We start from the raw sequence: 23,243 nt of genomic DNA, 5'->3' as shown, positions 1-23,243 counted from the left end.
CGGTGGACGCGGGCGAGAGCGACCCTCTACGGTGTGAGCGCACGCCCGGAAACCCACGGAAGGAGGCGAGCGCCATGAAGTTCACACCCATTCCGCGCTCCCACCCCGTGGCCCCGGCGTGTCCCGTCTGACCACTGAGTCCGACCTCTGTGTCCGATCTCTGTGCCCGACGGCCCGGGAGCGCACCCGAGCTGTACGCATCCCGGAGGAATCCATGACCGATCTGGTCATCCGCGCTCTCGACGAGAGCGACGTCCATCTGTTCGACACCCTGCCCGACCCGCTGCGCGCCGTCGAGGCGTTCGGCAAGATCGCCTACCGCCCGCAGTGGAAGCGCGTCGCCCTGCGCGACGGCCGGGTCGTCGCCCGCGCCGTGTGGTGGGGCGGTCCCGACGACGCCGAACCCCTCGTCGTCGAGTGGTTCGACTTCGCCGACGGCGAGGAGGAGGCGGGCGCCGAACTCCTGCGCACCGCGCCCTGGCAGGTCGGCCTGGAGCTGGTCATGCCCGGCGGCTGGCGCGACGACCCCGCCCTGCGAGCCGCCGCCGAGGCCCGGCACGCCGCCGCCCGCGCGGCCGGCCACACCCCGCTGGTGGAACGCTTCGTGTACCGCTGGACCCCGGAGTGCGGCCTGCCCGCGCGCCCGGGCCGGCTGACCTTCTCTTCCGAACCCGACGACGCGGTCTTCTTCGACGCCCTGCGCCGCATCCACTCCGACACCCTCGACGCCCACGCCCGCAAGGCCATCAAGGAGGGCGGCCTCGACCAGGCCGCCCAGGAGGAGATGGACTTCTTCCGCTGGTGCCCGTCCCCGCGCGAGTGGTGGCAGGTCGCCCGCACCCCGGACGGCGACCTGGCCGGCATCCACATTCCGGCGCACAACCCCTCCGGCCCCTGCATCGGGTTCATCGGCGTCCTGCCGGCACAGCGGGGCCACGGCTACGCCTACGACCTGCTCGCCGAGTGCACCCACTACCTCGTCGAGCGCGGCGCCGAGTTCATCGCCGCCGCGACCGACCAGGGCAACTTCCCGATGGCGGCCCACTTCGCCAAGGCCGGCTACCCGGTCGTCCGGGAACGGGTCAATTTCGAGTTCGCCGGGTGACCGGCGGGTGACGGAGGCGTGATGGGGTTCGACGGCGAGGTCTGGACGGTGCGCGGTCCCGCCGGCGGGGAGGACCTCGGCGAGATCGTCGTCGCCGAGGCCGACTTCCCCTGGCTGTCGGGACGCTTCACCGCCCGTCCGGCGTACGCCGCCGTCGAGCCCCTCTTCACCCGCGACCTGGCGCTCATGGAGGCCGAGGACTGGGCGCAGTGGGAAGTCCTCCAGTCCGAGATACGCCGCCGGGTGGCGCTGATCTCGCCCCGCGGGCCCGTCCCGGAGTTCCTCCTGCACATCGAGGGGGACGAGGCCTGGTTCCGGTGGAGCGACGAGCCGTTCGCGGAGGAGACGGAGGCAGCGGCGGACGCGGACGAAGCGGAGGAAAGGGCGGACGCGGCGGACTGAGTCAGCGCGTCTCGCCCTCCAACAGCGCCTCCGCCTCGGCCAGTATCTCCGTCACGCGCAGACCGAAAGCCGCGTCGCAGGGGTGGGGCCGGCCGGCGCGGGCCGCGGCGAGCAGCTCGTCCACGGCCCGGGTCAGGGCGCTGTGGGCGTCTCCGGTGCCCTGGGGAAGCCGGGTCACCCCGGCCGTTCCGCGCAGTTCGAGGCTCGAGCCCGTCGCCGCGGGCGGGGCCGTCAGACTGAGCGTCAGCGTGCTGGAGGCGCCGGCGGCATGGTCCAGCACGAGGTGGACGGTGTCGCCGGGGCCCTGGGCCGCGGCCGCCACCCGGCGGACGTCGCCGAGGACCGGCAGCAGCACGGACAGCGCGTGCGGACCGACGTCCCACAGGGCGCCCTTCTCGCCGCGCCAGGGCGTGGCGAACGGGCTGTCGCCCTCGCTGTGGAAGACGTCCCCGAGCCACTGGGCGTGTCCCGTGAACCACCCTCCGGCGGCCGCCTGTTCGGTGATCCAGGCGCTGGGCTCGGCGACGTACCGGGTGGTGAAGAAGACGGCCGAGGCGACCTTGGCCTCCCGAGCCGCCGTCACCACGGCCCGCGCCCCCTCCACCGTCGCCGCGACGGGCTTGTCCAGCAGGAGATGACAGCCTGCCCCGGCGGCCCGGACCGCGAGCTGCGCCTGGACGTCCGGCGGCAGGGCGACGGCCACCGCGTCCACGTCCGCCAGCAGGGCGTCGACGTCGTCGTAGGCCCGGGTGCCGTGGCGGTCGGCCAGTTCCTTCGCGGCCTCCGGGCGCCGACCCCAGACACCGACGAAGTCGAGCTTGTCGTGGGCGGCGAGGACGGGCGCGTGGACCATCTGCGCCCAAGGGCCGGTGCCGAGCAGACCGATGCGCATACCGCTGACTCTCCCTGCTGCTGTCCAACACTCAAGTGATCTCTGCCGTGAGCGAGCCTCGCACAGACAGCGCCGCCCTGGACAGCCCCGTCTCAGCGGCGGGCCGCTGCGGTGAAGCCCGTGAGCAGGGCGTCCGCCTGGGCCAGGCCGCTCTCCGCGGAGATCTCCCGCACCGTCTGCGCGGGCCGGACCGTGGCGAACGCGACGTGCCCGGCGTCCAGCAGATAGCCGTACACGGCGGGCCTCGGCAGGCTGTTGTACGACCAGTGCGCCGAGAAGTAGTAGCCGCCCGTGTCGTGGAGCACGACCAGATCCCCCTCGGCGAGCTCCGGCAGCGGCCTCTCGTGCGCCACGACGTCCCCGGCGAAGCAGAGCGGCCCGGCGACGTCCTGCCGTACGAGAGGCGTCCGCTTGGGCGTGCCGTCCGGGCCGAACGCGGACACCCGCAGCGGCCACGCCTGCGGCATGAACACGGTACGGGTGGCCACCTGCCCGCCCGCGTGCGTGAGCGCGACCCGGCGGCCGCCCGCGTCCTTCACGTACTCGACGAGGGCCGCCGTGAAGCCGTTCTTGGCGATCAGCGAGCGGCCGAACTCGGTGACCACCTGGTAGCGGCCGTCCAGCAGCGCCGGCTCCGCAGCCGTGAGCGCGGCGACATAGTCGGCGTAGGTCGGCGTGACCGTGTCGTCGGCGAAGTTCACCGGCAGCCCGCCGCCCAGGTCGAGGCTGGTCACCTGACGGCGGCCGACGTGGGCGTTGATCTCCTCGGCGAGCCGGTGCGTCGCCGCGAGGCCCTCCGCGATCAGGGACAGCGGGCAGCCCTGCGAGCCCACGTGCGCGTGCAGCCGGGTCAGCCACGGGCGCCGCGCGAAGGCCTCGACGACCCGGGTGCGGGCCCCCGGATCGCGCAGGGCCACGCCGAACTTGGAGGTCGCCGTGGCTGTGCTCATCGCCCCGATGGACCCGCCGCCGACCTGGGGATTGACCCGCAGTCCGAGCACGGAGGCGCAGTCCGCGGGGCGCAGGGCGTCGATCCGGTCGAGCTCGTCGAGGTTGTCCGCGTTGAGCGCGACGCCCAGGGCGAGGGCCTCGCGGAGCTCCCCGCGGGTCTTGGCGGGCGAGTCCAGCACGATGCGCGCCGGGGCGAACCCCGCGTCCAGCGCCAGCCGCAGCTCGCCGGGGCTGGCCACCTCGCAGCCCATCCCGGCGTCGGCGAGCAGCCGCAGCACGGGCACCAGCGAACAGGCCTTGGCGGCGAAGGTGTGCAGGACGTCCGGCACCTGCGCGAACGCGGCGTGCAGTCCGGCGACGGTGTCGCGCACGCCCCGCACGTCGAGGAACCCGGCGACCGGCCGGTCCTCCCCGATCAGCCCGTCCGCGACGGCCTGACGGACGGCGAGTGCGACGGGCGAGGCGGGCATGACGGGCGAGGCGGGTGTGACGGGCGAGGCGTCGGTCTGACGGTTCACGTCGTCTTCTCCTTCGGACGGTGACACTTCCAGACTCGCCCCCCGCCCGTCATTCGTCTTCGGGGGGCCGCACAAAGACGACCGGAACCCTTGTGTCCGCGCACAACCGCGCCGCGAGGGTCAGCAGCAGCCGGGTGTCGGGGTCGTCCAGGTCCACCCCGTACCGCGCCCGGACCCGGCCCAGGCGGTAGCGGAGCGTGTTGGCGTGCACGACCAGGCGACGGGCCGCCTCCGGGACGTCGCCCCCGGCGTCGAAATACGCCGCCAGGGTCCGCACGAGCTCCCCGCCCGCCGCGAGATCCGTGCGGATCAGCTCGTGGACCGGCCCGTCGCCCGACTCCCACACCGGACGCGCCGCGTCCAGGATCCGCAACACCTCCAGCGACGCGCCCGCCCCGGCCGCGTCGGCGTACCGCGCGGGCCGGGGCCGTCCGGCCGCCGCCGCCCGGGCCTCCCGCTCCCGCAGCGCCCGCACCACGAGCACCGCCCGCTCGTGGGACCGCTCGGCCCGCTCCGGGGTGACGACCGGACCGGCCCCCAGCCACACCGCCGGCGGGCCCGGCAGCGAGGAGACGGCCGCGTCGAGGTCGCGCACGACGCCCAGCACGGCGGCCTCGTGCTCCGCCGCCGAGGCGTCCGAGGCGTCCCCGGTGAGCAGCAGCGTGAGCCGGTCGCCGTCCCGCAGGATCCCGGTCCCGGGGCGGTGCGCCGCGATCTCCAGAGCCAGGACGTCCAGGGTCCGGTCGTCGGTCCCGCCGCCGGGGTGCCGCTCGGCCACCGCCACCGCGCACGGGGCGTCCGGGGCCAGCCCCAGCGACCAGGCGTGCGTGCGCCCGTCCCCGAGGCCGTGCAGCAGACCGCGCAGCGCCGCCTCCCGGCGGTGCGCCGTGCCGCTCTCGCGCAGCCGCTCGCGCACCAGGAGCGGTGCGGCCAGCCCGGCGGCCGTCCGCAGGTACCGGGCGGCGTCCGGGGCCAGCGCGGCGCCGTCCGCGGCGGCCCAGATCGAGCCGAGGAGCTCCCGCCCGCTGCGCACGGCGACGACCAGCCGCTCCGGGCCGTCGCCGTCGGCGGGCCGGTGGATGACGTCGTCCGAGGTCCACAGGGCGCGCAGAAGGCCGCTCCGCCGCAGCTCGGCGACCCGCCAGTCGGGAACCCGGCCGCCGAGGATGACGGTCCGGCGCAACGGGTCCGCGCCGGGACCGGTGGCGGAGTGGGCCAGCACGCGCAGCCGCGTGTCCTCGATCGTGATCGACCCCTTCACGTACGCCGCGACCCGGGCCGCCAGGACGGCGAGCGAGGGCGCCGTCTCCGGGCCCCGGAGCGCGTCGGCGTCGTCGGCGTCGTCCGCCCGGCCGACCCGCACATACGACAGCGCCGACCTGAGCAGCGCGGCGGCCTCCGCCCAGTCGGCGCCCCCGGCGCGGGCGAGCAGGGCGACGCCGGTCTCCCGGGCCGCCGCGACCGCGTCCCCCACGGCATCGGTGAACTCCTCGCCCGGGCCGCCCAGGACGACCGCGCAGGCGCCCCGCAGGGCGGCCTCCCGCACGGTCCCGGCGTCCGGGGCGGCGCCCACGGCCAGCAACAGGACGCCCTGGCGCGGACCCGGGTCGTCCCGGCCTGCCAGGTCGTCCAGGCCGACGGCGATCCGCCGTACGACGGTGTCGGGCGCGGCCGGGGCGCACAGCAGCCGCACCGCGTCGCCGTCCTCGAAGCCCAGCAGGGCCCGCAGCGTCACGGCGGCCTCCCGGGGGCTCGGTACCGGGCCCGGTTCCTCCTCGTGCATCGACCGACGCTCCCGCCCTCGCCCGCACGGCCCACCTCGTGGGATCCCCACCGACGATAGGCGTCGGCCACGCGCCGCCCGCAGGCGATTCGGGCGCTTCGGGCGATTCCGGCGATTGAGCGGCCGTGCTGCTGAATGCGTTCGCTTTCTCGCATTGGACCCGCGGCCGAGGGCGGGGTCACGCTGGAGGACGTCCGGTGCGCCGCGATCACCTCCCGGTGCACCGGACTTCCCCATGCCCACCCGCATCATCCGAACCCCGAAAGAGGTCGCGAGCCCATGCAGACCCGCCGCATCGGTGACCAGGACATCAGCGCGATCGGTCTGGGCGCCATGCCCATGTCGATCGAAGGGCGCCCGGACGAAGCCCGCTCCCTGGCCACGATCCACGCCGCGCTGGACGCCGGCGTCACGCTCATCGACACCGCGGACGCCTACCACCTCGGCGCCGACGAGGTCGGCCACAACGAGACCCTGATCGCCAAGGCCCTCGCCGCCCACGACCGGGGCGGGAAGGTCCTGGTCGCCACCAAGGGCGGCCATCTGCGCCCCGGCGACGGCAGTTGGACCCTGGACGGCAGCCCCGAGCACCTCAAGGCGGCCTGCGAGGCCTCGCTGCGCCGGCTCGGCGTGGAGGCGATCGACCTGTACCAGTTCCACCGCCCCGACCCGCGGATCCCGTACGCGGAGTCCGTCGGCGCGGTGCGCGACCTGCTGGACGAGGGCAAGATCCGCGCGGCCGGCATCTCCAACGCGAACCCCCAGCAGATCAGGCAGGCGAACGAGATCCTCGGCGGCCGGCTCGTCGCCGTGCAGAACCAGTTCTCCCCGGCCTTCCGCTCCAGCGAGCCCGAACTGCGCCTGTGCGACGAGCTCGGCATCGCGTTCCTGCCGTGGAGCCCGCTCGGCGGCATCGCCCGCGCCCGGGAACTGGGCTCCTCCTACGCGCCGTTCGCCCATGTCGCCGAGGCCCACGGGGTCAGCCCGCAGCGCGTCTGCCTGGCCTGGATGCTCGCCAAGTCGCCGGTCGTGGCGCCGATCCCGGGAGCCAGCCGCCCGGAGACCGTCCTCGACTCCCTCGCCGCGACGGAACTCCGCCTCACGGCCGAGGAACTCGCGGAACTGGACGCCGCCGGCTGACCCGCCCGAGGAACGGGCCGCACGAGAGGACCGATCGAGAGGACCGACGTTCATGGCGTCGTCGCACGAAGGACCGCTCGACCACCGTTACCGGGGCGAGCACCCCATCCGCACCCTCGGCTACCTCCTGCGCGCCGACCGCCGCAGCCTCGCCGCCGCGGCCGGCGTGTTCACGGTCAAGCACAGCCCGGTCTGGCTGCTGCCGCTGATCACCGCGTCCATCATCGACACCGTCGTCGAGCACCAGCCGATCGGCCGGCTCTGGACCAGCACCGGGATCATCCTGTTCATCCTGCTGGTCAACTACCCCCTGCACCTCCTCTACGTCCGCCTGCTCTACGGCAGCGTCCGCCGCATGGGCACCACCGTGCGCTCCGCGCTCTGCACCCGGATGCAGCAGCTGTCCATCGGCTACCACTCCCGGGTCAGCGCCGGAGTGCTCCAGGCCAAGGTGGTGCGGGACGTCGAGACCGTGGAGCAGATGGTGCAGCAGACCGCCGAACAGGGCCTCGGCGCGCTGACCGTGCTCACCGGCGGCCTCGTCATCATCGCCTGGCGCACCCCGGAGTTCGTGCCCGTCTTCCTCGTCGTGGTGCCCGCCGCCGCCCTGCTCGTGGACCGCCTGCGGGCCCGGCTGCGCACCCACAACGAGGACTTCCGGCACGAGGTGGAGACCCTCTCCTCCCGCGTCACCGAGATGACCCGGCTCATTCCGGTCACCCGCGCCCACGGCCTGGAGCGCAAGGCGCTGCGCCGCATGGACGGCGCCCTCAGCCGGCTCCTCACCTCCGGCATGCGCCTCGACCTGCTCAACGGCCGGTTCGGCTCGCTGGCCTGGGTGCTGCTCAACGTGATCGGCGTGCTCGTCCTCACCGGCGCCGCGCTGATCTCCTACCACGGCCTCTGGGGCGTCACCGCCGGCGACGTCGTGATGCTCAGCGCCTTTCTGACCACCCTCACCAACTCCACCACCACCCTGACCGGGCTGGCCCCGGTCATCACCAAGGGCCTGGAGTCGGTGCGTTCGGTCGGCGAGGTCCTCCAGGCGCCCGAGCTGGAGGACAACGCGGGCAAAACCGAACTCACCGCGCTGCACGGGTCCGTGAGCTTCGAGGACGTCGACTACGCCTACGACGACGGCAGTCCGGCGGTGCGCGACTTCACCCTCTCGGCCGCACCGGGCGAGACCGTCGCCCTCGTCGGGGCGTCCGGCGCGGGCAAGTCCACGGTCCTCAACCTCGTCATCGGCTTCATCCGGCCGACTTCGGGCCGGGTGCTGCTCGACGGAACCGACATGAACACCCTCGATCTGCGCACCTACCGGCGGTTCGTGTCGGTGGTGCCGCAGGAGTCGATCCTCTTCGACGGCACGATCCGCGAGAACGTCGCCTACGGCATGGAGGACGAGGCCGACGAGGAGAGGGTCCGCGCGGCCCTGCGCGACGCCAACGCGCTGGAGTTCGTCGAGCGGCTCCTGGACGGTCTGAACACCCTCGTCGGCGAGCGCGGGGCCCGGCTGTCGGGCGGGCAGAAGCAGCGCCTCGCCATCGCCCGCGCCCTGATCCGGGACCCGAAGGTGCTGGTCCTGGACGAGGCGACGTCCGCGCTCGACACCCGGTCCGAGGCGCTCGTCCAACAGGCCCTCGCCCGGCTGCTGCACGGCCGCACCACCTTCGTGGTGGCACACCGCCTCTCCACCGTGCGCGGCGCGGACCGGATCGTGGTGATGGGGGAGGGCCGGATCCTGGAGACCGGCACGCACGACGAACTCCTGGGGCGCGGCGGCGCGTACACGGATCTGCACAGCGGGCAGGTCGCGTGACGGCCCGCCCGCTCCACGTGGCCTGATCATGACCCCGGCGGGTGACAAGTCCGCCCGACGCGCATGATTCGCCCAGGTCCGGGCACACGCAGCGCAAAACCACAGAGAGGGGCGCTCGTGATCGTTCCGGACCCGAAGGTCGCCAGGACGTTGCTGACCCGGTACGCGACGCTGAAGATCGCTCAGTCGGAGAGGGAGCGGCCGCAGACGGCTCGTGAACTCCAGGACGTGACCTACACCTTGTGCGTGCTCATGGGCACGGCCGACGTCCGGGAGGCGGTCGCCGCGGCGGACGTCCTGCTCGAGTCGTCGGCCATCACGCCCGCGAGGGACTCGAAGCCCGCGAGGGACGCGGAGAGCGGACTGTCCCTGGCCGTCTGAGGACGGCCAGGAGCCCGGCGCCTCAGCCGGCGGCCGAGCCGCACCGGTCGGTTCGCCGGGCGGCCCGCTCCGGGGGCGACCCGGCCAGCCACTCCGCGATGGTGCGGGCGACCGGCTGGCCGGTGTCCACCTCGACGAAGCCGAACTGCCCGGACTGGTTGCACTCCAGGAACCACCACGTCCCGTCGGCGTCCTCCGCGAAGTCGAAGGCGCCGTAGGCCAGTTCGGCCTCCCGCAGATACCTCCGCACGGCCTCGCCGAGACGCGGCGGGACGTCGGCGGGGCGCCACGGTGCGGTGGACGGCGCGAAGCGCACGTCCACCACCTCCGGGTCGCTTCCGGGGGCCGTCTCCTTGCGGGCGGCCAGGAGCCGGTCGCCGACCGCGGTCAGCCGGATGTCCGCCCGCTTGGCCACCCGGCGCTGGAGCAGCGTCGGACCGTAGGCGACGGCGGCGAAGTCGGCGCCCGCCGGGACCCGGGTGGTGGGCACGGCACGGGGCGGATCCTGCGGATGCGCCCCGGACACCGGCTTGACCACCAGATCCGGGTAGCGGTCCGCGAACTCGCGGGCCGCCTGCGGGAACGTGGTGATGAGCGTGGCCGGCACGGGCAGCCCGCTGCGCTGCGCGAGCCGCAGCTGCCAGGGCTTGTGCCGGGCCCGCAGTGACGCGTCCGGGTGGTTCATCCAGCGCGCGTCCGTACCGCGGAGCATGCCGTACAGCGCCTGCGAGGCCTCCTCCGTGAGCCACGCGGACGGTTCGGGCGCCTTGGCCGCGGGGGAGCCGGGCCGGCGGACCCACACGGACCTGACCCCGTCGAGGCTCACCAGCCGCCCGGCGGACGACAGGTGGCCCCGGAAGGCACCGTGCACGTACTCGCCGGAGAGCGCGACGGAACAGGTCAGGTCGGCGGGATCGAGCCGGACGACGGGGACGCCCGCGGCGTTCAGGTGCACGACCACCATGTCCGCCGTGACGTCCTCTTCACAGGTCAGAATGAGCACGGTCATTTTTGTCGGTCCGTGTTCAGTCGTCGAAGTGGGTCTTGGAGCCCGCAGTCGAGGTCGTGGTCCCGAGTTCTCTCAGCAGAGCGTGATCACGAGCGGCGATCCGGCCGTCGAGAGTCACGTTCAACTGCAGTCCGGGGTCATAGGCGTACGGAGTGGCGAACTCCAACTCGGCCGCAGGGCGTGTGTAGTTGAGCGTGAACGGTTGCATCGTCTCTCCCTCGTCGGTACTGCCTCGATCAAGCGGTGCCGCTGTGCGACGTCACTCGGGCCCGCTTCAGTGCTGCTGGATGTGTGCGTCCTTCAGTCACTTATACGAATCGAACGGGTGGTTGGTTTCCTTACTCTCCGTGATCATCGGGGAGTTGGGCCTCGACCAGGGCTCGGAGCAGGGGAGATCGGGCTCGGGGATGGTTGAAATACGCTTCGGAGAACGTCAGTCGGGAGCTTCTGTCGGGGTGTTCTCGGGTGCTCGGCGCAGGGAGCGCAGCGCCAGCAGGAGGACGCCGATGTCGTCCAGATAGACCGGGTCGGGCAGTGCGTCGGCCGGGAGCACGAAGTACGCGACCGCCCCCCAGAACACCCAGCGCGGGCCGGTGGGCAGCCCCGCCCGTCTGAGGCCGCGGCGGGCCCGGACCAGACGCACCAGCACCGCGGCGGCCACGGCGAACAGGACGGCGGCGATCGCCACCGCGACGACGACGAGCGTGGTTGGCGCATCCACGGGCCCTCCCGTATGGTCCGTCGCGCGGCGTCTGCCCTGTTTGTCTCCCTGACGATTTCCCCGCTTCAGGGTTCCGAATTCCCGTTTCCGACGGGATTACCGCATCGGACGCGTCACGGGCGGGATCTCACCCGGGTGCCGCGTCCGAGTGGCCGCTGGACGACGTCGCCCGGCTCGTCACCCCCGGTCCCCGGCACCGGCCGTACCGGAGTCGTCCGACGCGGTGCTCTCGTGGACGGCGATGGTGCTGACGGCCTCGGATCGACGCCGGCTCAGCAGCCGCAGACAGCGTGTCTGCGGGCCGCCGGGGGGTCTACCGTTCGGTCGGCTTCGGCTCGGCGGCGCCGTCTGCGGTGCCGTCTGCGGTGCCGTCTGCGGTGCCGTCTGCGGTGCCGTGGGTGGCGCCGTGGGTGGTGCCCGTGTGCTCCGGCAGGTCGGTCGGCGGGTCGACCGGAGGAGCGGCGGGGGACGACGTGGGCGCGGGGCGCAGTCCCATGGTCGTCTCCTTGAGCCGCTCCAGGGTCCGGCCCAGCTGCTGGAACGGCGAGCCGCTCTTCCTGGCCGGCGGCTGCCGGACCTCACCGGCCTCGGCGGCCGCCTCCCGGTACGCGGCCAGCGCCTCATGGGCGTGCTCGGCGGCCTCCCGGTACAGATCCCGGGACTCCGTCATCGCCTCCAGCGCCTCCTTGTACATCACCACCAGCTTGCGCTCGCGCGCCAGCTCCTCCTCCAGGGTCAGCAGCTGCCACTGCTCGCGCAGTGCGGTGAGCGCGGCCTCGGCGCCCTCCGGCAGCGGCCTGGGCAGGGCGGCGAAGCGGCGTACCGCGTCCAGTACTTCGGTGGGATGCGTGCCGTCCAGGAACACGCTGCGCACCGAGAAGTCGGCGACGACGTAGTCGGCCGGAGCCGGCACGCCGGGCAGCACCAGCGCACCGCCGCGCGGCACCTCCACCCCGGAATCCTTGAGAGCCCAGTTCACGGTGCGCAGCTGGTGCGGGGCCGCCCGGTGCTCGACGACCCGGTGATGCAGACCGGGCGGCAGCAGCGGGACCATCGACCGCCGGCCCCGCTCGTTCGGCGTCATGGCCTCGTGGACGACGACATGGACGGTCCAGGTGTCGCGCAGGGCGTTGCGGAGCGTGCGCCGCAGCTCCTTCTCGTCCGCGGGGAGCGGGTTGGTGTCGAGGTAGCGCTCACCGGTGACGGTCTCGTGCCCCCACGCGGCGTCCGCCTCCCAGGGCCAGAACATGCCGGCGGGCGACGGCCAGCGCAGGTCCCAGGGCTGCTCGGCCTCCGCCGTCAGCGTCCATTCCTGGCCCTGGCCCGACCATTCGGCGAGGGTCAGGCGGGCCCGGACGGTCACGTCGTCCGCCACCAGCCACCGGGCCTCGAAGGCCGTCGGCCCCTCGGGCGTGTCGGTGTCGGGCAGCTCCTTGAAGTCCTGGACGGTCTCGGCGTCCTTGAGGGCCTGGAGGTTCTTGCGCAGGACGGCCGGCGCGGTGGGGCCGGTGTGGCGGCCACGGGACTGCCACACCGTGGCGGGAGCCGTGGACGGAACGGTCGCGGAGATGTGCATGAGTCCATTCGTGAGGGCGGCGACGACATGGCGGCGAGGTACGAACGCCAGTATCGCTCGCCGCGGCGCGTGTGCGATCAAGCGGGTCGGCGGCGCGGATGCCGAAAGCACCCTGTCGGAGTGCGCCTTCCCCGGTGCGAGGCGGGCCACGCGTCCGGATCCGCGGGACCCCGTACGGGGTGCGCGTCGCCCGTACGGGGTGCGCGCCGTTCACGACCGTCGACGGGCCCGCACCCATGGGCCCGCCGGGCGCCGGGATCCGAGAATCGGACCGGCGGACAGGGCTCGCCCACCATCCGCGTCGGGGCGGGCCCTGTCCGCGCGCGCCCGGTCACGACGAGCGGGCGCGCACGAGCGTGCCCGGTTCGCTGCCGAGGTCGTACATCTGCCACAGCAGGAGACCGCCGTCGGCGGACGGCTCGATGACCGAGCTGCCGTTCGCCCCTCGCTCGCAGGCGTCGGCGCCCTCGCTGTCGTCGTCGAGACTGAGCTGCGCCGGACCGTAGCCGAGACCGTCGTCGATGGTGGTCAGGGTCTGGACGTACTCGCAGCCGGCCCAGCCGCCCACGGTGATGAGCGGGCCGCCGGCCGGGCCCTGCGCGATGGTGAGGAACTCGCCGGTGCGGTTGTTCTCCAGGTCGACGAACTCCCACTTGCCGACGTACTCCTCGGGGACGGCCGCCGAGCCGCTCGCGGCCCGGGCCAGTTCGAGGCTGCCGCCGCCGCCGGACCAGTCGACGGCGCCCTCGGACCGCAGCTTCACCGTCTGCCCGGACGGCGGCGCCCCGCACTCCTCCCGGTTCTCGCCCTCGACCGTCTGCTCGTCGACCCAGCGCGCCTCGCCCAGCGTGATCGAGTCGCCGTCGACGGAGCGGAGCGGACTGCGTGCCTCGCAGCGGGAGAAGTAGCCGAGCCGGGTGTAGACCGCGAGCGGCTGCCCCCGCGTGCCCGCCTTCAGCTCGATCCGGACGCGCGGTGCGCGGGCCATCCCGTCGTCGGTCTTCACCTTCCCCTCCCAGGCCCCCACCAGCGACTCCGGCATCCGCTCGGCCCCGGCGGCCCCCGGGACGGAGGAGGAAGGGGAAAGAGAGGCGGACGGGGAGACGGAGGCCGAGGACGAGGAGGAGGGCGTGGAGGAGCCGGACGCGGACGCCGCCCCGGTCGTCGTCGCCCTGCCGGTGGGGCCCTCGGCCCCCTGCTGGTCGTCCCCGGAGCCTTTGCCGGGCCGCAGCACGGCGAACACGACCGCCACCGCGAGCAACGCCGACACGGCGCCGAGGACGGCGATGCGCCGCCGCACCTTGGGCGGCTTGCCCTCGGCGTCATCGGCGGCGACGGCCGGTCCGGGCGCGGATGCCGACGGTTCGGGTGCGGGCGGCGGCGGGGCGGGAGCGGATGGCGGCGGGGCGGGGGTGTCGACGACCGTCGGCTCCGGTCCGTCGGTGTCCAGCAGCCGTAACGCGTGACTGCCGAGGTCGGCGAGCAGGCCGCCGGGCAACCAGGCCGTGTCGGAGGCATCCGATGTATCGGCGGCACGGGTGCGCTCGACGATGTCTTTCACAGCGGGGCGTTCGCCCGGTTCCTTGGCCAGGCAGTCGCGGACCAGCGCGACGAGTTCCTCGGGCAGCTCGCTCAGGTCGGGTTCGTCCTGAGCGATGCGGTACATCACGGCGTGCAGTCCGATCTCGGAGCTGCCGAAGGGCATGCGGCCGGTCGCCGCGTAAGCCAGCACGGAGCCGAGGGCGAAGACATCGGAGGCCTTGGTGACGCGCTCGCCCCGGACCTGCTCCGGCGACATGAACCCGGGCGACCCGATCAGCGCGCCGGTCCGGGTGAGCCCGCCGCCGGTGACGGTGTCCAGGGCGCGTGCGATGCCGAAGTCGATGACTCGCGGTCCGTCGACCGTGAGCAGGATGTTGGAGGGCTTGAGGTCGCGGTGCACCAGGCCCGCGTCGTGGATCGAGGCCAGCGCGAGGGCGAGTCGGTGGGCGAGGGCGCGTGCGGAGGCGGGCGGCAACGGCCCGTACCCCTCGCTCACGACCGACTCCAGCGAGGGCCCGGCCACGTACCCGGTCGCCACCCACGGCACCTCGGCGTCGGTGTCGGCGTCCAGCACGGCCGCGGTCCACTCCCCGCCGACCCGCCGCGCGGCCGTCACCTCCCGCGCGAAGCGCTCCCGGAACTCCGTCTGCCGCGCCAGTTCCGCGTGGACCAGCTTGACCGCGACGATCCGCCCGCCCGGGGCCCGCCCGAGATACACCCGCCCCATCCCGCCGGCCCCGAGCCGCCCGAGCAGCCGGTACGCGCCGATGTGCGACGGGTCATCAGGCACCAGTGGACGCATGGCACCGGATCTTCGCACAACACCGCGCCGTTCATGCCTCGTCGGCGGGCAATGCGCGCATGGTGCGCAGCGGTGACAGGGAGTTCGGGAGGAAGCTCAGCGTCATGCCGGCCGCGCCGATCCACAGGGTGGCTGTCGCGCCGAACACCGAGCCCGAGGCTCCGCCCAGGAGCGCGCCCAGCGGAAGGCCGCCCCAGGACACGCAGCGGGCCGTCGCGCTCATCCGGCCCAGGAGTCGATCCGGCGTGAGGGCCAGTTGGACGCTCGACTGGGCCACGACGCGGACGACTCCGCCCAGGGAGAGCACCGCGAGTCCGATCGCCGCGACGCACACGCTCCAGCCGGGTCGCGCCAACGGCATCAGGGCGGTCGGCGGACAGGTGACCAGCGGCGCGAGCCAGATGACCGGACCGTGGCCGACCCGCCGCGAGATCCCGGTCGCCGACAGGGCGCCCAGCAGGGCGCCACAGCCCATTCCCGACAGCACGAGGCCGATGCCGAAGGCCTCGAGCCCCAACTCCCGTTCCAGGAAGACCAACAGCATGGTCTGATACATGCTCGGCACCGGCGTACGTCAGGCGTTCTCACGGTTGCGTGCAGGCCCGCACGCAGTACTTGCGAACGCCGAGGATGACGCTGCCGAGCGAGTCCTCCCTCACCACGATGTCGTCCGTACGCGGACACCTGCCGTCCGCATCCGTCATGTCGACGACCTTGCCGTCGGGGACGACCTCCCCTTCGCAGGGGACATCCTCGTACTTCTCTCCCGTGTCCGAGGCCTCCAGGCAGTCGCCGACGTCGATGTCCATGCCGCCGCCCGGTTCGCCGGGGTGCGGGGCCTTGAGGGTGCGCACACAGGCGTAGCCCACACCGCTCGCGTACTTGACGTAGTCGCGCGAGCCCGCGATCTCCCATCCGGGTTCGCCGGTGATGCACAGCACGTCGTCCGTGGAGTCGGGGCAGTCGGCGTAGGAGGCCATCCCCATTTCCTCCTCGACGCGCTTGATGACCTTGCCGACGGCGTCCGGGTCGTCGCAGGGCATCTCCACGGCATTCCCTTGCTGGTCACCTGTCGGGGGTCCGTAGCAGTCGTCCTTGGCCGTCAGCACGTTGTCGTCGCCGTCGTAGTACGCAGACTCGGACGGGCTCGGGCTGCTCGAGGTCTCGGGCGCCGACGTGACACCTGCCGCGTCCTTGCCGTCGTCGCCGTTCGAGCAGGCGGCCGTCAGCGTCAGCACACTCAGCAAGACGGCGACTCGTATACCGCGTCCGTATCGCATCTCGTGGCCCCCGGCCTCGGTCATGCGGCCGGCATGGGACGTCCGCAGCGGTCACGCAACCCTCAACTCGCCTTGCTCGCAGGCATGTTGAGATCACGATGCGCTGTGCAGCATGTTCCGTTGGAAAATGCCAAAGTCATGGATTCCGGCGGCTGTTTTCCGTAGCCTCGGCCATGGAGGCACGACAACGCGCCGAAGGGACACCGGTCATGGCCGTCGAGGCCGAGGTTCTGCACGAACTGCACCGGCTGCGCGCCCGCATGCCGCAGTTGACGGGGGCGCTGGCGGCCAGCGTGGACGGTCTGGTCCTCGCCCAGGACATGCCGGACGTACAGCCGGAGGGGCTGGCCGCGCTCACCGCTGCGGCCCTCGGCGTCGGCAGTCGCATGGTCGACCTCGCGGCCCGCGGCGAGTTCCGCGAACTGCTGGTGCGCGGGGCCGACGGCTACCTGGCGACCTACGCGGCCGGGCCGAACGCCGTCCTGACACTGCTCGCCGACGACCGGGCCAACGTCGGCCGGCTGCACCTGGAGGGGCGGCGCAGCGGCGCGCGCATCGCCGAACTGGTGGCGGCCGCCCGGTTCACGGCCGACCGGCCCGCCGTCGCCGACGGCGAGCCCGCGGCACCGCCGGCCCGCGAACGGCTGCTCGGCGCGCTGCCCATCCGGATCCCGCCGCAGTCCCGGCGCGAGCGCTGAACCAGCGGCGCCCCGCGCCCGTCACGCCGCGCCGTCCTCCACCTCCGCCTCCACCGCCGCTTCCGCCTTCGCCTTCGCCTTCGCCTTCGCCGAGGGCGCGCTGAAGCCGCCGGGGACGAGGCGCGGCGGCCGCGGGGCCGGGGGCGTCGCTTCCGCGACCCGGGGCCGCGGCGGAGCCGGGCGGCTCAGCACGCGTGCGTGGGGGAGCGACGAGGCGCACGCCGAGCAGACCTCGCTGAGCGTCCACACCTGGCCGACCGCCGGGTCGTGCCGCAGGACGAGGACGACCGCGCCCGCGCAGGCGACCCGCGTGCCCTCGTGCAGCGCGCAGCGCTGGCGGCGGCACCAGCAGGCGGCGTCGGGATGCACCGCCGCCGCCTTGGCGTGCGCGGCCGCATGGGCCACCGCGAAGCGGCGCACGGCCGTGAGGTCCCGGGAGCGCGGCGGCATCGCGCACGCCGAGGAGCAGGTGACCGAGGCGGTGCGGTCCCGGTGCCCGACCACACGGATCGTCCAGCAGCGGCCCGGTCGGCGGGCCGAGGGGGCGTCGGGGTACATAAGAGCCAAAGCACATGTCCTTCGTGGGCGGAGGGGAGGGCGGCGAGTGAGTGGGGAGCCTGAGGGGGCGGTCCGGGGTGTCCCGGTACGGCCCTCCGGATGTGACCTCGTTCACAGCATGCCCGTGGCTTCGCGGACCATTCGCGATGTGCTCCCTCTGGCCGACACACCGACTGTCGGTCGGTACCCCTAAGCTCCCTCCCATGAGCACAGGGGGACCCCACAGACGCGTCGTCGACGGCCGCTTCGAACTGGTGAAGCGACTGGGCGGCGGAGGCATGGGCCTGGTGTGGCGGGCCCGCGATCTGGCCCTGCACCGGGACGTGGCCGTGAAGGAGGTGCGCCCTCCGGATCCGGCGCTGGCCGAATACGACCCCGAGGGCGCCCGCACACTGCGCGAGCGCGTCCTGCGGGAGGCCCGCGCGCTGGCGCGCGTCCACCACCCGAACGTCGTCACGATCCATCACATCGTCGACGGCGGCGAGCACACGTATCCGTGGATCGTGATGGAGCTGGTCGAGGGCGGCTCGCTCCAGGACCGGCTCCAGCAGGGGCCGATGACGCCGGTGGAGGCCGCACGGCTGGGGCGCGAGGTGCTGTTCGCACTGCGCGCCGCGCACGCCGTCGGCATCGAGCACCGCGATGTGAAACCCGCCAACGTCCTGCTGCGCCCCGACGGGCGGCCCGTGCTCACCGACTTCGGCATCGCCGCCATCCGGGAGTCCGCGAGCCTCACCGCCACCGGCGCCGTCATCGGCTCGCCCGACTTCATGGCCCCGGAGCGGGTCAGGGGCAAGGAGGGCGGTCCCGCCGCCGACCTCTGGTCGCTGGCGATGCTGCTGTACGTCGCCGTGGAGGGCCGCCATCCGCTGCGCCGGGAGAGCACGCTCGCCACGCTGGCCGCCGTGCTCGGCGAGGACGTTCCCGCGCCGCGCCGCGCCGGACCCCTGACCGGCGTCCTCACGGCACTGCTCGTCCGGGACCCGCTCGCCCGCCCCGACGCGGCGGAGGTCGACCGGATGCTCGCGGCCGTGATCGACGGCGCCCCCCAGCCCCAGCCGCAGTCCTCGCAGCCGTCGTCGGCGACCGCCGGGCACGCGCCGATGCCGACCTCCTACCCGCTCTCCCCGCCCGCGGCCGCAGCCGTCGCCGACGTGACGCCCGCCCCGCATCCCTACCTCGCGACCGCCCCGAACGCGGGCGACCCGCCCCGAGCGCGCCGGGCCCGGGTCATGGCCGTCACCGGAGCCGTCGTCGCCACAGCCCTGACGGGGACCCTGGCGTGGTCGCTGCTCTCGCAGACGAGGACCGACGACAAGAGCAGTGGCAGCGGCAGCACGGCGAGCGCCTCGGTGTCATCGGGCGCGAAGGCGACGTCCGGCTCGTCCGGGGCCTCTTCCGACGGCGTCTCCGCGGAGAAGGCCGACCTGCTCAACGCGGACGGCGTCAAACGGGCCGTCGCGAAACTGACCGCGGCCATGGGCACGACGAAGGTCACCAGCTTCGTCGTGTACGGGGAGTACGCCATGGCCAACGTCCCGGTCGTCGGCCACCCCAAGCTCTACGACCGGTACACCTACCGGGGCGGGGAGGTGGCGGTGAAGGACGGTCCGGGCGGCACGATCATGACGGGAGCGGTCCCCGTCGACCTCGGCATCTACGACTGGGACGCCGTGCCCGCGCTGCTGGCCAAGGCCGACAGCACCCTCAACATCGCGGATCCCACGGCCCGCTACCTGTCGATCAGCCCGGCCTCCACCGTCTTCGACAGTGATCCGTCGATGAGCGTCTACATGTCCGACGACTACGGCAGCGCCTGGATCGAGGCCGACGTGCACGGTCGGGTGATAGAGACCCACCCGCGCGACGACGGCTGAGCGTGACCGGCGGCCCGGACAGGTCCTAGCCGGTCCTAGCCGCGGGTGAAGGTGCCGAGCCCGTTCTCGTCGAACGCCTCCACGGTCACCCGGGCGGCCTTGCCGTCCCGGTCGCCCTGGAAGGTGACGCCGGACAGCCCGACGGCGTTCTCGCCGACGGTCGCGAAGCTGAACGTGTTCCCGTCGTAGTGGGTCAGCCGGAACGTCGTCGGCTTCGGGCCCAGCCGCATGGTCAGTCGGTCGCCCGACACGGAGACCGTCAGCGGACCGTAGTAGCTGTTGGCGTACGTCCCGGTGTAGGCGGCGTCGGGGCGGGCCGCTGCCGCGTCGGCGGGCGGCTCGGCGTAGTCGGTGGGTGAGCGCTGCGCCTCCTCCTGCTGCGCGTAGACCTTCCCGATCAGGTCGAGCCAGTCGGTCGTGGGCTTCCCGTGCTCGGCGGTGTCGAAGAAGTTCTGCGCGATGGAGTCGGCGAGGCCGACGGGCATGCCGTTGGTGAGGAGCACGATGCCCAGTTCCTCGCCGGGGAGCATCGTGACGTTGGTGTTCGCGCCGAGTGCGAAGGCCCCCGAGTGGCTCAGTCGCAGTCGGCCGAGGTCGTCGTAGCTCACGTTCCAGCCGAGGCCGTAGAAGCCCGTGCGGCCCGCCGGTGCGGGCGGGGGCTGGGAGACGATCGCGGGGACGTGGGTGTGCTCGAGCTGCTCGGCCGGGATGATCTGCTCGCCGTCGAGCTTGCCGTTCGCCAGTTGCAGGCGCAGCCAGCGGGACATGTCACGGACGGAGGAACTGGCGCCGCCGGCCGGGGACTGCGCGTCGGCGTCGCGCACGAACTGGGCCTTCCAGGTGCCGTCGGCCGCCCGGACGTGTACGTCGGCCCGGTTCTTCGCGGCCTCGTAGTCGGCGAAGAGGTAGCTGCTGGAGTCCATCCCGGCGGGCTTGTAGAGGGTGTCCTCGGCGAGCTTCTCCCAGGTCGTGCCCTCGGCGTCCGCGACCGCCTGCCCAGCCGCCGTCGGGCCGTAGTTGGTGTAGGCGTACGAGGCGCGGAACGGGGTCAGCGGTTCGTACCGGAGGTGGTTCAGGATGTAGGTGCGGTCGTAGCCGAGGTCCTCCAGCAGGTCGCCCGCGTGGTCGGGCAGGCCGCTGCGGTGCGAGAGCAGGTCGGCCACCGTGACCCGCCGCGTGACCCAGGGGTCCTTGAGGGCGAAGCCGGGCAGCTGCCCGGCCACCGGATCGTCCCAGTCGATGGTCTTGTCGCCGACCGATCCGGCGATGACGGTCGACGTCAGCGGCTTGGACAGCGACGCCAGTTCGAACACCGTGTCCGGGTCGATCCGTGCGGACTGCCCCGCGTGCCGGAAGCCGAAGCCCTTCAGGTAGACGACCTTGTCCTTGTGCACGACGCCCACCGCGACCCCGGGCACGCCGGTGCGGTCCATCCCTGCGCGCACGATCGAATCGAGCTTGCCGACGGCCGCGTCCACCTCCGACTGCGTCAGCTGCGGGGGCGGCTGGGGCGGGGGAGCGGCGGCGAGTACGCCCGGGACGACGAGGAGCGGCGCCAGGACGACGGCCGCCGCCCGGACCTTCCCTCGGTGGTGTGCCCTCCTGCGTCGAACACCCATACCCACCATTCAACGCCTCGCCCGGGAGGGCGTCCTGCCGACGTGTTTCGCTATGCAGAATATATCGGGAGCCGATATATTCAGTCCATGGGAACGACTAGCATGACGCGCGCCGCCTTCTTCGTGCTGACGGCCCTCGCCGACCAGCCCCGGCACGGGTACGGGATCCTGCGCGAGATAGCGGAACTCTCTGACGGCGAGGTGCAGTTGAGGGTCGGCACGCTCTACGGCGTGCTCGACCGGCTCACCGCCGACGGACTCATCGCCCTGGACCGCGAGGAGGTCCGGCAGGGCCGGCTCAGGCGCTACTACCGCGTCACCGACGAGGGCGTCCAGGCCCTGGGCGCGGAGGCCGACCGGATGGCGGCGGGCGCCGGTGCTGCCCGACGTCGCCTCGCCGAGGGCCGTCGGGCCCCCGGAGCCGTCACTCCGCCCGCCACCGGGCCCGGACTCGCCGGAGGCATGGCATGACGACCGACAACGCGGCCGGCGGCGCCCCTGCGACCCTCCTCGAAACGCGCTACCGCACCGTTCTGCGGCTGCTTCCCGCCTACTACCGCCGGGAGCGCGAGGAGGAGATGGTCGAGGTCTACCTGTGGGACGTCGACCGGGACACCCAGGACCAGAGTCGCCCCACGCTCGGCGAGGTGGCCAGCATCGCCGCCCTCGGCGTCCGCACCCGGCTGGGCGCCGCGGGCGGTGCGCCGCGCCGGTACGCGCTCGCCGGCTCGGCCGTCCGTCTCTTCGCGCTGTTCGCCGTCCTGTTGCAGGCGGCCGCCGCGGTCGTCGACCGGGCTCTGGAACTGACCTGGGCGTCGACCGGCGGGCCCGCGCAGTGGCAGCTGTTCCGGTCCGGATTCACCGGCCACGGGGCCGTGCAGGGGATCGCCGCCGGGGCGATCTGGGTGCTGCCCCTGCTGTGGACGGTCGCCTACTTCGCGCTCCTGCACGGCCGTCGCCGCCTCGCGCAGGCCGGCGCGCTCCTCGCCGCGCTGCCCAGCCTGTGGCCGTTCCTGGCGCCGTTGGTGACCGACGCCTTCCTGCCGGATTCGCCGTACGCCTCGGTCTGCGTGGTCTTCGCCTGGCTGACGGCCCTGGGGCTGTGCGCCGCCCACCACCGCGACGCCCCCGCCGCCGAGTTGCCCGTACTGCCACCGGGCCTGGCCTACCTGGCGTGCTGTGTGGTCATGGGCGCCTCGGTCGTGCTGGTGCCGATGGCCGCCGACCCGGTCTGGGCGCCGGCGACCTGCTTCCTCGTCGTGGCCCTCGGACGGCTTGTGCGGCGCGCCCGGCGCCCTGCCGGGAACGTGGAGGCCACCCTGGCGCTCGCGGTCCTCGGCCTGCTGGTCCTCGCGCTTCGGCTGGCCGCCCTGTACTCCTGGCTCGACGTCCCGGTCCCCGCGGTGACGCTGGCCGCCTTCCTGACCCAGGCCGCGGCCGCCCTGCTGTCGACCGCGGCGCTGGCCGTCGTCGGCGGCCGGGACCTGGCCGGTCTCAGTGCGGGAACGCCCGCGGCCGGCGCAGGATCGGAACCTCCTCCCGGAACTCCTCGATGCGGGTGCTGATCTGACGCATGAGGACGGTGTCCGCGAGGCGGTCCAGATAGAGGTTGCGGCGGGCCAGCCCCACGGCGTCGACGCAGAAGTACACCGCCATCAGCGGGTTCACGAACAGCTCGCTGTCGCGGGTGCGTTCGGTGAAGCGCACATCGCCGAAATCGCCGCGCACGGACGCCGCGACCGAGCCGTTGACGATGCTCGGGTGGCCGGGGGTGGACGCCTGGGCGTCGGCGACCGCGTCGAGGTAGAGGGCGCCCTCCGTGCTCTCGCGGGGCAGGGAGAACGCGCCGAGGTAGGCGCCCTCGCGGTCCAGCGCGGCCAGGTTCTCCAGCACGAGGGAGTGGTTCACCCCGTGGTAGGCGTCCACGCCGAAGCCGAGGCAGGCCACCAGCCGCTGCGGGACGTCGTCGAGGGCCTGTACGGCCGCCAGGCTGGCCATGTCCTCCTCGGGCGTGCCCAGACCGTGCTCGTCGCCCCGCATCAGGATGTCCGTGCCGCCGTCCACCAGGACGACGGCGTCCACCCCGCCGAGACGGTCGACGAGCGCTCGGTAGGCGGCCCGCAGCGGCGCCACGCCGGTGCGCGGGAAGGCGTACACGGTGGCGGGGAGTCCGTGCCGGTCGAGCCAGCGGGCCAGCGTGCGCTCGGGGAAGTAGTCGCCGCGCACGGGTGTGTCCGGCCCGACGGCCGCGACGTCCGGCTCCAGCCAGACCTCGGAGGGCAGGCCGTACAGGTCGGTGAAGGAGAGGTTGGCCAGGTGGACTTCCTTGCCCGCCGCCCGCAGGGCGAGGGCCAACGGAAGGCCGGCGTACACGTCGAAACCGCCGCCCGCGCCCGCGAGAAGCACCCGGCGCGCATCGCGCAGCCGGGTGAAGAGGGGAGGCTCATGGAGAGAGAACACCCCGGGAAGCTAACGACGTGGTGCGCGACTGAGGTCGGGGTGTGCCGGCCTGGCGGGTTGGCTGGTGGGCGATCACCGCTCGGCGGTGCGGTCGGAAACGAGGCCGG

The 23,243-nt window shown here is 73.4% G+C and carries 22 protein-coding genes; 9 read left to right on the top strand and 13 right to left on the bottom strand.

Features of this window, described 5'->3' with window-relative positions:
* Positions 1-214: 214 nt before the first annotated feature.
* Positions 215-1,105 (top strand): GNAT family N-acetyltransferase, encoded by an 891-nt coding sequence (locus AB0J04_RS10355; protein WP_363167939.1) that lies wholly within the window; start codon positions 215-217, stop codon positions 1,103-1,105.
* A gap of 21 nt (positions 1,106-1,126) precedes the next feature.
* On the top strand, positions 1,127-1,507 hold the full coding sequence (locus AB0J04_RS10350; RefSeq protein WP_363167938.1) for a hypothetical protein: 381 nt from the start codon (positions 1,127-1,129) through the stop codon (positions 1,505-1,507).
* 1 nt (position 1,508) lies between these two features.
* On the opposite strand, the gene AB0J04_RS10345 is transcribed toward AB0J04_RS10350, so the two are convergent.
* The 3 genes from AB0J04_RS10345 to AB0J04_RS10335 form a co-directional block, all read right to left on the bottom strand.
* Positions 1,509-2,399 carry a Gfo/Idh/MocA family oxidoreductase gene (locus AB0J04_RS10345; RefSeq protein WP_363167937.1) on the bottom strand — a complete coding sequence of 297 codons (891 nt, stop codon included), beginning with the start codon at positions 2,397-2,399 and terminating at the stop codon, positions 1,509-1,511.
* Positions 2,400-2,491: 92 nt separating this feature from the next.
* The gene (locus AB0J04_RS10340; protein ID WP_363168015.1) at positions 2,492-3,820 is read right to left on the bottom strand and encodes a diaminopimelate decarboxylase; all 1,329 of its coding nucleotides are present in this window, start codon (positions 3,818-3,820) and stop codon (positions 2,492-2,494) included.
* A gap of 97 nt (positions 3,821-3,917) precedes the next feature.
* The gene (locus AB0J04_RS10335) at positions 3,918-5,651 is read right to left on the bottom strand and encodes a helix-turn-helix domain-containing protein (protein WP_363167936.1); all 1,734 of its coding nucleotides are present in this window, start codon (positions 5,649-5,651) and stop codon (positions 3,918-3,920) included.
* A gap of 279 nt (positions 5,652-5,930) precedes the next feature.
* Between AB0J04_RS10335 and AB0J04_RS10330 the strand changes: the two genes are divergently transcribed.
* The 3 genes from AB0J04_RS10330 to AB0J04_RS10320 all read left to right on the top strand — a co-directional run bounded on the left by AB0J04_RS10330 (position 5,931) and on the right by AB0J04_RS10320 (position 8,994).
* Positions 5,931-6,791: an aldo/keto reductase gene (locus AB0J04_RS10330; RefSeq protein WP_363167935.1), complete on the top strand. Its 861-nt coding sequence runs from the start codon at positions 5,931-5,933 to the stop codon at positions 6,789-6,791.
* 52 nt (positions 6,792-6,843) lie between these two features.
* Positions 6,844-8,613 (top strand): ABC transporter ATP-binding protein, encoded by a 1,770-nt coding sequence (locus tag AB0J04_RS10325; protein ID WP_363167934.1) that lies wholly within the window; start codon positions 6,844-6,846, stop codon positions 8,611-8,613.
* Between the two features lie 117 nt (positions 8,614-8,730).
* Positions 8,731-8,994, top strand: coding sequence for a DUF5133 domain-containing protein (locus AB0J04_RS10320; protein WP_363167933.1), 264 nt, complete (start codon positions 8,731-8,733; stop codon positions 8,992-8,994).
* Between the two features lie 22 nt (positions 8,995-9,016).
* On the opposite strand, the gene tgmB is transcribed toward AB0J04_RS10320, so the two are convergent.
* From tgmB to AB0J04_RS10285, 7 genes are all read right to left on the bottom strand, one after another.
* A complete protein-coding gene (tgmB, locus tag AB0J04_RS10315; protein WP_363167932.1) occupies positions 9,017-10,003 on the bottom strand; it encodes an ATP-grasp ribosomal peptide maturase in 987 nt (328 codons plus the stop codon).
* A gap of 16 nt (positions 10,004-10,019) precedes the next feature.
* A complete protein-coding gene (gene tgmA, locus AB0J04_RS10310; protein WP_363167931.1) occupies positions 10,020-10,211 on the bottom strand; it encodes a putative ATP-grasp-modified RiPP in 192 nt (63 codons plus the stop codon).
* A 225-nt stretch (positions 10,212-10,436) separates the two neighbouring features.
* Positions 10,437-10,724, bottom strand: a complete 288-nt coding sequence (locus AB0J04_RS10305) for a YkvA family protein (protein WP_363167930.1) — start codon at positions 10,722-10,724, stop codon at positions 10,437-10,439.
* Positions 10,725-11,037: 313 nt separating this feature from the next.
* Entirely contained in the window at positions 11,038-12,300 is a 1,263-nt protein-coding gene (locus AB0J04_RS10300; protein WP_363167929.1) for a hypothetical protein, read from the bottom strand.
* A gap of 331 nt (positions 12,301-12,631) precedes the next feature.
* On the bottom strand, positions 12,632-14,644 hold the full coding sequence (locus AB0J04_RS10295; protein ID WP_363167928.1) for a serine/threonine-protein kinase: 2,013 nt from the start codon (positions 14,642-14,644) through the stop codon (positions 12,632-12,634).
* 31 nt (positions 14,645-14,675) lie between these two features.
* The gene (locus AB0J04_RS10290) at positions 14,676-15,200 is read right to left on the bottom strand and encodes an MFS transporter (RefSeq protein WP_363167927.1); all 525 of its coding nucleotides are present in this window, start codon (positions 15,198-15,200) and stop codon (positions 14,676-14,678) included.
* Positions 15,201-15,228: 28 nt separating this feature from the next.
* Positions 15,229-15,891: a hypothetical protein gene (locus AB0J04_RS10285; protein WP_363167926.1), complete on the bottom strand. Its 663-nt coding sequence runs from the start codon at positions 15,889-15,891 to the stop codon at positions 15,229-15,231.
* 242 nt (positions 15,892-16,133) lie between these two features.
* On the opposite strand from AB0J04_RS10285, the gene AB0J04_RS10280 reads away from it, so the two are divergent.
* Positions 16,134-16,622 carry a roadblock/LC7 domain-containing protein gene (locus tag AB0J04_RS10280; protein ID WP_363167925.1) on the top strand — a complete coding sequence of 163 codons (489 nt, stop codon included), beginning with the start codon at positions 16,134-16,136 and terminating at the stop codon, positions 16,620-16,622.
* 21 nt (positions 16,623-16,643) lie between these two features.
* Here the strand turns inward: AB0J04_RS10280 and AB0J04_RS10275 are convergent, their stop codons facing one another.
* The gene (locus AB0J04_RS10275; protein WP_363168014.1) at positions 16,644-17,180 is read right to left on the bottom strand and encodes a hypothetical protein; all 537 of its coding nucleotides are present in this window, start codon (positions 17,178-17,180) and stop codon (positions 16,644-16,646) included.
* A 203-nt stretch (positions 17,181-17,383) separates the two neighbouring features.
* Here AB0J04_RS10275 and AB0J04_RS10270 point away from each other — a divergent pair, with 203 nt between their 5' ends.
* Positions 17,384-19,057 (top strand): serine/threonine-protein kinase, encoded by a 1,674-nt coding sequence (locus AB0J04_RS10270; RefSeq protein ID WP_363167924.1) that lies wholly within the window; start codon positions 17,384-17,386, stop codon positions 19,055-19,057.
* 35 nt (positions 19,058-19,092) lie between these two features.
* Here AB0J04_RS10270 and AB0J04_RS10265 read toward each other — a convergent pair whose 3' ends face one another.
* The gene (locus AB0J04_RS10265) at positions 19,093-20,685 is read right to left on the bottom strand and encodes a serine hydrolase (protein WP_363167923.1); all 1,593 of its coding nucleotides are present in this window, start codon (positions 20,683-20,685) and stop codon (positions 19,093-19,095) included.
* Positions 20,686-20,778: 93 nt separating this feature from the next.
* On the opposite strand from AB0J04_RS10265, the gene AB0J04_RS10260 reads away from it, so the two are divergent.
* Together AB0J04_RS10260 and AB0J04_RS10255 are read left to right on the top strand one after the other, a co-directional pair.
* Positions 20,779-21,147, top strand: a complete 369-nt coding sequence (locus AB0J04_RS10260) for a PadR family transcriptional regulator (protein WP_363168013.1) — start codon at positions 20,779-20,781, stop codon at positions 21,145-21,147.
* Positions 21,144-22,241: a hypothetical protein gene (locus tag AB0J04_RS10255; RefSeq protein ID WP_363167922.1), complete on the top strand. Its 1,098-nt coding sequence runs from the start codon at positions 21,144-21,146 to the stop codon at positions 22,239-22,241. Before AB0J04_RS10260 ends, AB0J04_RS10255 begins: the two co-directional genes overlap by 4 nt.
* Here AB0J04_RS10255 and AB0J04_RS10250 read toward each other — a convergent pair.
* Complete coding sequence (locus AB0J04_RS10250) at positions 22,171-23,136, bottom strand: DUF1152 domain-containing protein (RefSeq protein WP_363167921.1); 966 nt, start codon at positions 23,134-23,136, stop codon at positions 22,171-22,173. The two genes, AB0J04_RS10255 and AB0J04_RS10250, sit on opposite strands and share 71 nt — an antisense overlap.
* Between the last annotated feature and the right edge of the window lie 107 nt (positions 23,137-23,243).

The organism is Streptomyces sp. NPDC050263, assembly GCF_040655955.1.
Lineage (GTDB): Bacteria > Actinomycetota > Actinomycetes > Streptomycetales > Streptomycetaceae > Streptomyces.
This window is presented reverse-complemented; position numbering and strand designations above follow the sequence as displayed.